Origin of the sequence: Poseidonibacter sp. (assembly GCF_041821165.1) — a bacterium.
GTDB lineage: Bacteria > Campylobacterota > Campylobacteria > Campylobacterales > Arcobacteraceae > Poseidonibacter.
In genome coordinates this window covers 1-10,209 of sequence record NZ_JBGUES010000076.1, presented here as the reverse complement: position 1 = coordinate 10,209, position 10,209 = coordinate 1, and the positions used below count along the sequence as shown (strand labels likewise).

Genomic DNA, 10,209 nt, shown 5'->3' with positions numbered 1-10,209 from the left:
AAATGAAAATAATGATTTTGATACTCTTATAAAAGAGATAATAAACACTTCTTCAAAAGAATTAGCAAACTCTATATTAGATAATTTTATATCACAAAATACATATAATACAAAACAAATTGAAGTAATGAATAAAGTTAAAAATATAGTATTTGGAAAACAATATTTAAATATAGAAAAATCTATTAAAAGTATAAATGACTACTTAAGTAATGATAATCATATAATATCAGACATGTATGAATTATTAGATGAAGATGAACAAAATGAAGTTATAAGTGTAATAAAACTAATAGAGCGTATTGATAAAAAAGATTTAAGATCAAATAATACAGATTATATACTTGAACAAAATGATGATAATCTAATGGTGGCAGAAGAAAAGCCTGAATATAATTAAATATAAAACTCTACACACTATGTAGAGAAATTACATGCAGTACTTTTTTATAGAGAAAAAAAGATCAATAGTGATGTATTTTAAATATTGATTCCAATCATAGAAATTTAAATTAAATCTGCTATTATTACAAGATAAAATAATATAAATAAACTATACTTAAATACTAAGGATTAAAATATGAGCGAAATACACGAATTTTTTAATAGACAAATAAAACTTTGGGGTGAAGAAACTCAAGATTCATTACAAGATAAAAAAGTAGCAATTATAGGAAGTGGTGGTCTTGGATGTACTCTTGCTATTGCATTAGGAGCTTCAGGAATTGGAGAGTTTGCATTTGTTGATTTTGATGAGGTAGGTGTTCATAATATTCATAGACAAATTGGTTTTAAAGTAGGGGATGATGGAAAAGCTAAGTGTGAAGTTTTAAAAGAATTAATTCAAGCTAGATGTCCATATACTAAAGTAACAGCTTATAACGAATCTTTTGATGATTTTACAAAAAGAGATTTAGAATTTGATTTAATTATTGATGCAACTGATAACTTACCAACAAGAGCTGCTATAAATGAATACTGTATAAGCAAAAAACAACCATGGATTTATGGTTCAGTAGAAGAGTTCCATGGACAAGTGTGTTTCTTTGAAAAAGCATCTTATGAAGCAGTATTTCAAATAAATGATAGAAAACCAAATGGAATAGCTTGTCCAATTGTTATGCATATAGGTTCACTTCAAGCAAATCTTGCAATTAGATATTTAACTGGTTTACCTGTTAAAAAAGATATTTTATATTATCTAGCATTTGATAATGAAGGTGTTTTAGATACAAAAAGATTTAATCTTCCAACTTCTTAAAATTAAGGGTTTTTAGCCCTTGTTTTAAATACTTTCAAAATAACAATACTAATTAAAAATATTTTACCTTACTATTTAATCATCTTTTAATCTCAAGTTTATATAACCAAAATTTAAGCACTTTTAGGATAAAATCTGCAAATTTATAAAAATATATGTGGGGAATTTTTATGCCAAAAAGAGAAGATATAAAGTCTATTTTACTTATCGGTTCTGGACCAATTGTTATTGGTCAAGCATGTGAGTTTGATTACTCAGGTACTCAAGCTACAAAAACGCTTAAAGAATTAGGATATAGAGTTGTTTTAATTAATTCAAATCCAGCTACGATCATGACAGATCCAGAGTTTGCTGATAAAACTTATATTGAACCAATTACAGAAGAAGTTGTTGCTAAAATAATTGAAAAAGAAAATATTGATGCTATTTTACCAACTATGGGTGGGCAAACAGCACTTAATGTTGCAACTTCAATGTATGATAAAGGGATGTTAGAAGGTGTTTTATTCCTTGGAGCTCATCCTGATGCAATTAAAAAAGGTGAAGATAGACATCTTTTTAATGAAGCAATGATTAAAATTGGTATGGATTTACCAAAAAGTGCAAATGCTTATTCTGTAGAAGAAGCAATCAAAGTTGCAAAAGAAATCGGTTTCCCAGTAATTAGTAGAGCTTCATTTACTCTTGCAGGTGGTGGTTCTGGTGTTGCATATAATATGGAGGAGTTCAAAGCTCTTGCAGAAGCAGGTATTGAAGCTTCTCCTATTAATGAAATTGAAATTATGGAATCTATGCTTGGTTGGAAAGAGTATGAGATGGAAGTTATTAGAGATAGAAAAGATAACTGTATCATCGTATGTTCAATTGAAAACTTAGACCCAATGGGTGTACATACAGGTGATAGTGTTACTATTGCTCCTGCACTTACTTTAACTGATAAAGAGTACCAAGATATGAGAAATGCATCTTTTGCAATTCTTAGAGAAATTGGTGTTGATACTGGTGGATCTAACGTACAATTTTCAATTTGTCCTAAAACTGGAAGAATGATTGTTATTGAAATGAATCCAAGAGTTTCTAGATCTTCTGCACTTGCATCAAAAGCAACTGGTTATCCTATTGCAAAAGTTGCAACACTTCTTGCTGTTGGATTTACATTAGATGAAATTGAAAATGATATTACAGGTACAACTGCATCGTTTGAGCCAGTTATTGATTATATTGTTACTAAGATTCCAAGATTTACTTTTGAAAAATTCCCTAAAGCTGATTCTACTTTAACAACTGCAATGAAATCTGTTGGTGAAGTTATGTCTATGGGTAGAACATTTAATGAATCAATTCAAAAAGCATTATGTTCACTTGAAACTGGTCTTGTTGGTTTTGATTCAATTTGTACTGATATGGAAAAAATCAAAAAAGAGATTAGAAGACCAAATGACTCTAGATTATTATACTTAATGGATGGTATGAGACAAGGTCTTACAAATGAAGAAATTTTTGACCTTTGTGCTATTGATCCATGGTTCTTAACTAAATTTAGAGAAATCTATAACTTAGAAACTTCAATTAATGAATCAATTTTAACAGATGAATTAGCTATGAGAACTGCTAAAACAAATGGTTTCTCTGATATTATGATTGCAAGATTAATTGGTAAAACTGAAGAAGATGTATACAATGCAAGAAAAGCATTAGATGTTAATTTTGAATATAATGAAGTTGATACTTGTGCAGCTGAATTTAAAGCATTAACACCATACCTTTACTCAACTACTAATATTACAAAATTACCAAAAGTTGAAAAACCTCAAAGTGATGAGAAAAAAGTTTTAATTATTGGTGGAGGTCCTAATAGAATTGGACAAGGTATTGAGTTTGATTATTGTTGTGTACATGCATCATTTGCATTAAATGAAATGGGTGTAAAAACAATTATGTATAACTGTAATCCAGAAACTGTATCAACTGACTATGATACTTCTGATATTTTATACTTTGAACCAATTGATTTTGAGCATGTAAGATCTGTAATTGAAACAGAAAATCCAGATGGTGTTATTGTACATTTTGGTGGACAAACTCCATTAAAATTAGCAAATGCTTTAACAGCTGTTGGTGCAAAAATTATTGGAACTACTGCTGAAGTTATTGATTTAGCAGAAGATAGAAAAAAATTCTCTAAATTTGTTGAAGATGCTGGACTATTACAACCTGAAAACGGAACTGCTGTTGAAGTAAATGAAGCTATTGAAATTGCAGAAAAAATTGGATACCCAGTATTAGTAAGACCTTCTTTTGTACTTGGTGGAAGAGGAATGAGAATTGTTTATTCAACTGATGAATTAAAACAATATATGGATGAAGCAGTATCTGTATCAAATGATGCTCCTGTATTAATTGACAAATTCTTAGATAGAGCAGTTGAACTTGATGTTGATTGTATTTGTGATGGAAAAGAAGTTTATATTGGTGGAATTATGCAACATATTGAAGAAGCTGGTATTCACTCAGGTGATAGTGCTTGTTCTTTACCTCCAATTTCAATTTCTGATGATTTAATCAAAGAATTAGAAACAAAAACAAAAACAATGGCATTAAATTTAGGTGTTATTGGTTTAATGAATGTTCAATATGCAATTCATAAAGGTGAGATTTACTTAATTGAAGTAAACCCAAGAGCTTCTAGAACTGTTCCATTTGTTTCAAAAGCAACAGGAATGCCTTTAGCAAAAGTTGCAACTAGAGTTATGTGGGGAGAAAGCCTAAGAGATGCATTATCATCTTATAACTTTGACCTTGTTTGGGAAGGAAATGGTGTATTAAAACCAATTTTAAGAAATCACGTTGCTGTAAAAGAAGCGGTTTTCCCATTTAATAAATTAAGTGGTTCTGATATGATTTTAACTCCTGAAATGAAATCAACTGGTGAAGTTATGGGTATTTCTGATAACTTTGGTGAGTCTTTTGCAAAAGCACAAAGTGCTGCTAAAAATGATTTACCAACTGAAGGAAAAGTATTTATTTCATTATGTGATTTAGATAAAGAATTCGCACCAGTTATTGCAAAAGGTTTAGTTGATCAAGGATTTACTTGTATTGCAACAGGTGGTACTCATAAATCAATTGCTGATGCTGGAATTGATTGTGAAAAAGTTCTTAAAATTTCTGAAGGTAGACCAAATATTACAGATTTACTTGCAAATGGTGATATTGCTTTAGCTATTAATACTTCTGATGGAAAAGAATCATCTAAAGAAGATGGTAAAAATATTAGAAGATCTGTTCTTAAAATGAATGTACCTTATGTTACAACAGCAGCTGGTTCTTTAGCTTGTGTTGAAGCAATGAAAGTATTAAAGAAAAAAGATGGATTAGGTGTAAAATCTATTCAAGAGTTCTTAAACGACTAATAATCAATGAACTCTTCTTTAGTGTATCTTGTTCAAACAGATACTACAGTTGGTTTCTCATCATCAAGTGATGAGAAACTAGCAGAGGTAAAACAAAGACCTAAATCTAAAAAAACTCTAAATACAGTTGATTCTTTTAAGACTTTAAATAAATATACAAGAGTTCCTAAAAACTTTAGAAAAAGAGTTAGAAGAGCTTCTAAAACTACTTTTATATATCCAAATTTGAAGTCATTTAGGGTTATTCCTAAAAGCTCATCATTTTATGATTTTATATGTAAATTTAATATTTTATACTCAACATCTGCCAATTTAACTGGTAATAAGTTTGATTATGATTTTTCAATAAAAAATTCTAATATTATTGTAAATGAAAAAAATGGTTTTAGTGAAAATATATCTTCATCAATTTACAAACTATCAAAAAATAAAAGTATCAAAATTAGATAAAACTTCTAAAAAACTTGAATTATAGGGCTTTTTTCAATATTCTTAAGAGTAAATCAATAATAGTTTGATTATAATTCAAATCTTATTCATGACCCCGTCGTCTAGCGGCCAAGGACCTTAGGATTTCCTCCTAATGACGCAAGTTCGAATCTTGCTGGGGTCGCCAAAATACTCAAAGAATTTTCTATTAAATATAAGCAATTTAAAAATAAATTCTATTTATTCTTTACTTTTATCAAATTATCTTCTAGTAAAAACTCAAATATATAATAAAATATGAAATTAAAGTGATTAAAATTTAAATTTATCATTAAAATTAATAATTTTTTTCCAACTTTTATCATGGGCTTATTATCCTAAAATAAGAAAAAATAATTTTGTATTTAAATAAAATCAATTTTTTGATATTGAATTTATGTAATTTTTACAATTTAATTCATTTTTTTATTCTTAATAACTATATATATTATGTTATAATTATACAAAGAGATTATGAAAGGATAAATTATGAAAGATGTAGAACTAACAGTAAAGATTGACGATGAGACAAAAGATGCTTTAGTTGAGATATCAGATAAATTAAATTTATCGGTAGATCAGTATGTAACAAAATTAATTAAAAATGAAATAACAAAAACAGTAAATTTTAGTAATGGATTCTATTATAATAGACATACAACAAAACTTTATAATGATAGAAAAGAAGAAGTTAACCTTACAAAAACAGAAAAGAATTTATTTATATTATTATTAGAAAATAGAAATAATATAGTTGATTCAAATACTATACATAATATTGTTTGGAAAGGTAAAAATATGTCTATTTATACTCTAAGAAATATGATAAAAAACATTAGAGATAAAACATATTATGAATTAATTAAGAATCATTCAAATCTTGGATATTCTCTAAACTAACACTGAAAATCACCTAGATTATTTACTAATTTATTATTAAATATAGGGTGATTTTCATAAGAATTTTAAATATACAAGTTTTATATATTTCTAAGTATTTTTCAATATTTTTTTAGCTAAAATGAGTGACTTATACTAAATAATTTGGATAGCTAAAATGACTGTTAATATTGATTTACCACACAACAATTCTTATGAAATTTTTATAGATAAATTAAATGATTTATATTTTGATACAAAAGTTGTAATTGTTACAAACCCTACTGTAAGTGGTTTCCACTTAGATTACTTAAAAAATAGACTTAAAGCAAAAGAGCTTACTGTTTGTACTATTCCTGATGGAGAAGAGTATAAACATCTAAAAACAATCGAAGATATATTAGAACACTGTTTTAAACAAAGATTAGATAGAAAATCTTTACTTGTAGCTTTTGGAGGTGGAGTAATTGGTGATATGACTGGATTTGCATCATCAATTTACCAAAGAGGTATTGATTTTATTCAAATACCTACAACACTTTTATCACAAGTAGATGCAAGTGTTGGTGGAAAAACAGGAATAAATAATAAATTTGGAAAAAATTTAGTTGGTGCATTTCATCAACCAAATGCAGTTTATATTGATCCAACTTTTTTAGATACTTTACCAAAAAGAGAATTTGGTGCAGGTATTGCTGAAATTGTAAAAATGGCAGTTACTTTTAATAAAGATTTCTTTGAATGGTTAGAACAAAATGATTTAAATGATAAAGAACATATAAAAACTGCAATTTTAAAATCAGTTCAAACAAAAGCATACGTAGTTTCACAAGATGAAAAAGAGCATGGAATAAGAGCTGCTTTAAATTATGGGCATACTTTTGGGCATGTTATTGAAAATGAAACTAATTATGATACTTTTTTACATGGTGAAGCTGTAGGAATTGGAATGGTTATGGCAAATGCCTTAGCTGTTAAATTAAATCTAATGAATGAAGATGAAGCTTTAAGAGTTAAAAACTTATTAGAAAAATATAATATTCCAACTTCTTATACTATTAAAGATGTTGAAGATTTTTATGAGCATTTTTTCTTAGATAAAAAATCTTTAGATAATAAAATTAAATTTATTCTTCCTCGTGGAATAGGTGACTGTTTAATCACAAATGAAGTTAGTAAAGATGAAGTTATTGAAGTTTTAAAAGGTTTCTCTTGTTAAATAAATTCTTAGCAACTTTATTCTTAGCAACTTTTGTTTTTGCAAATGAGCCTGTTGCTCAAAATGAAGCTAATACAACAGTAAAACAAATTCAAGAACAAATAATTCAAGAAAAACTTGATATTGAACAAAAAGAGCTTGAAGAGAAAAAACAAAAAGAGCTTGAAGAGCAACAACAAAAAGAGCTAAATATGCAACATTTAGCTCATATTAATATTTTAAAAGAAAAAATCAAAAAATCTAATTTGGAATTTAAAAACAATATTTTATTAAAAAGATATTCAAACTATGTTTCATATAGAAAAATTTCAACAGAATTAGCACTTTTAAAAAGAAGTCTAAAGAAAAATAGAGAAATTTCAGAAGAGCAAACATATCAATTACACAATAAAATAAGAGTAAAAGAAAACGAGTTAGAATTAATTGCTGAGTATAAAGGTTCTCCAATTGGTGGACTAATTAATCCTCCTGAAATTGAAAAATATGAAAATATTACAAATCCTTTTGGAATTATAAATGCCTTATCTCATATTAAAAAACTTGAAGATAATAAAAAGCAATTTAAAGAATTAGAGAGTAATATTAGTGAATTAACAAGTAAACTTGATGAAGAGCTATTTGTATATTTAGAACTTTTTAATCTTGAACAAAAAGATGAATATAAAGAAAGAATCACTTTTTTAGATAAAGAGAAAAAAGATTTTAACATGGTTTTAGAAATTGTATCAACTACTGAAGAAGTTTATACAAGAAAAATAGAACAAGTTATTTTAGAAATTCAAAATCAAATATCAGAGCAAATTCAAAAGATTCTAATTATTATTTCAATAATTTTTATCTTATCATTTTTATCATTTTTAGTTAAATTAGCACTAAAAAAATATTTTTCACAAAATGAAAACTATTATATGATTAATAAAATTATTAACTTTACAGTTGTGTTTTTAATCATTATAATTTTACTATTTTCATATATTGATAATGTTTCTTACTTAGTAACAATTCTAGGGTTTGCATCAGCGGGTATTGCTATTGCACTTAAAGATTGGTTTATGTCTATTTTTGGATGGATGGTTATTGTAACTTCTGGTTCAATACAAGTAGGTGATAGAATCAAAGTAACAAGAAATGGTCTTGAAGCAGTTGGTGATGTTTTAGATATTTCATTATTTAAAATTACAATTAGAGAAGATATTACTTTAACTTCTTATACTGTAAATAGAAGAACAGGTAGAATTTTCTTTATTCCAAATAACTATATTTTTTCTGAAATGATTGCTAACTATACACATTCTGGTTTAAGAACGGTATGGGATGGAATTGATATTGTAATTACTTATGATTCAAATTATAAAAAAGCACAAAAGATTTCAAGAGATATTTTAAAACATTATTCAAAAGGTTATACAGATATAACTAGAAAACAATTAAGTAAAATGAGAAGTAAATACCAATTAAGAGCAACAGGAGTTGAACCTAGAGTATTTACTTTTGTTGAATCATATGGAATTGTAATTTCAGGATGGTATTTAACAAACTCATATGCAGCACTTCAATTAAGAAGTACAATGAGTCCAGAGATTTTAGATGCATTTATGAAAGAAGATGATATTCATATTGCATACCCAACTCAACAAATTAATATGAACAAAACTGATAATCATTATGGTCCTTCAACAGGTCCTAGAGCAAAACCAGCAGAGTTAGAAGATATATAAGGTTAAAGAAAGTAAATGAATTTTTCAAAAGATAAGCAAAAAGTATATTTCAAAACATTTGGATGTAGAACAAATGTTTTTGATACACAAGTTATGATGAGTAATTTAAAAGATTTTGATATTACTCAAGATGAAAAAAGTGCAGATGTTGTAGTTATTAACTCATGTACAGTTACAAATGGTGCTGATAGTACAGCAAGAGGTTATATTAATAGTTTAAAAAAACTTCCTAAAGATCCAAGAGTTATCTTTACAGGTTGTGGAGTTTGGACTAAGGGTGAGAGTTTATTTAAAGAAGAAAAAGTAGATGCTCTTTTTGGACATTCTGAAAAAGAAAAAATTAATGAACTTTTACAACAAGAAGAAAGATTTTTTCAAGCTGGTGATTTAGAACATCTTGATAATACTATTGTTGAAGAGTTTGTTGGAAAAAGTAGGGCATTTATTAAAGTTCAAGAAGGATGTGATTTTAGATGTTCTTATTGTATTATCCCTCATGTAAGAGGTGATGCAAGATCTTATAGTGAAGATAAAATCTTAGAACAAGTTGAAACTTTAGCTTCAAATGGTTTTGGAGAATTTATTTTAACAGGAACAAATGTAGGTTCTTATGGTAAAAAACAGCATACTTCATTAGCAAAACTTCTTAAAAAAATGTCTAAAATAAAAGGTGTTAGAAGAATTAGAATGGGAAGTATAGAACCTATTCAAATTGATGATGAATTTAAAGAATTAGTAAATGAACCATTTATGGCAAAACATCTTCATATTGCATTACAGCATACTTCAAAAGATATGTTAAAGTTAATGAATAGAAGAAATAAAGTATTAGATGATTTAGAATTATTTGAGTTTTTAAAAGATAATGGTTATGCTTTAGGAACAGATTTTATTGTAGGTCATCCTGGTGAAACTGATGCAATTTGGCAAGAAGCAATACAAAATTTACATAGATTTCCTTTAACTCATGTTCATGCATTTACATACTCTAAAAGAGATGGAACACCAAGTGCTACTATGAAACCTGAAATAAAAGGGGATATTGCTAAATTACGTTATAACGAATTAACTAAAATTATTGAAGAGAAAAACTATAATTTTAGAAAAGAGAATAATAAAACTTTAGAAGTATTAATAGAACAAGAAAAAAATGGTAAATATATTGGTCTTGACCAATTTTTTAATCAAATAGAAGTTGAATCACCAGTTGATTTAGTTGGTGATTGGATTACAATTGATAACTATGAAAGA

General features: G+C 27.0%; 8 protein-coding genes and 1 tRNA gene. All 9 read left to right on the top strand.

Going from position 1 to position 10,209, the window contains the following annotated elements; all coding sequences use genetic code 11:
- A partial coding sequence (locus ACERKK_RS07435; RefSeq protein WP_373772447.1) for a hypothetical protein occupies positions 1-400 on the top strand: 400 nt, incomplete at its 5' end.
- Positions 401-580: 180 nt separating this feature from the next.
- Positions 581-1,261 (top strand): ThiF family adenylyltransferase, encoded by a 681-nt coding sequence (locus ACERKK_RS07430; protein ID WP_373772446.1) that lies wholly within the window; start codon positions 581-583, stop codon positions 1,259-1,261.
- Between the two features lie 170 nt (positions 1,262-1,431).
- Complete coding sequence (gene carB / locus ACERKK_RS07425; RefSeq protein WP_373772445.1) at positions 1,432-4,674, top strand: carbamoyl-phosphate synthase large subunit; 3,243 nt, start codon at positions 1,432-1,434, stop codon at positions 4,672-4,674.
- A 6-nt stretch (positions 4,675-4,680) separates the two neighbouring features.
- Positions 4,681-5,124 carry a Sua5/YciO/YrdC/YwlC family protein gene (locus ACERKK_RS07420; protein ID WP_373772444.1) on the top strand — a complete coding sequence of 148 codons (444 nt, stop codon included), beginning with the start codon at positions 4,681-4,683 and terminating at the stop codon, positions 5,122-5,124.
- Between the two features lie 90 nt (positions 5,125-5,214).
- Positions 5,215-5,290: transfer RNA gene (locus ACERKK_RS07415), tRNA-Glu, on the top strand.
- Positions 5,291-5,631: 341 nt separating this feature from the next.
- Positions 5,632-6,042, top strand: a complete 411-nt coding sequence (locus tag ACERKK_RS07410; protein ID WP_373772443.1) for a transcriptional regulator — start codon at positions 5,632-5,634, stop codon at positions 6,040-6,042.
- Between the two features lie 157 nt (positions 6,043-6,199).
- The gene (aroB, locus tag ACERKK_RS07405; RefSeq protein ID WP_373772442.1) at positions 6,200-7,240 is read left to right on the top strand and encodes a 3-dehydroquinate synthase; all 1,041 of its coding nucleotides are present in this window, start codon (positions 6,200-6,202) and stop codon (positions 7,238-7,240) included.
- Positions 7,234-8,958: a mechanosensitive ion channel domain-containing protein gene (locus tag ACERKK_RS07400; RefSeq protein ID WP_373772441.1), complete on the top strand. Its 1,725-nt coding sequence runs from the start codon at positions 7,234-7,236 to the stop codon at positions 8,956-8,958. The genes aroB and ACERKK_RS07400 overlap by 7 nt, the downstream gene beginning before the upstream one ends.
- A gap of 15 nt (positions 8,959-8,973) precedes the next feature.
- On the top strand, positions 8,974-10,209 hold a 1,236-nt coding region (mtaB, locus tag ACERKK_RS07395), incomplete at its 3' end, for a tRNA (N(6)-L-threonylcarbamoyladenosine(37)-C(2))-methylthiotransferase MtaB (protein WP_373772440.1).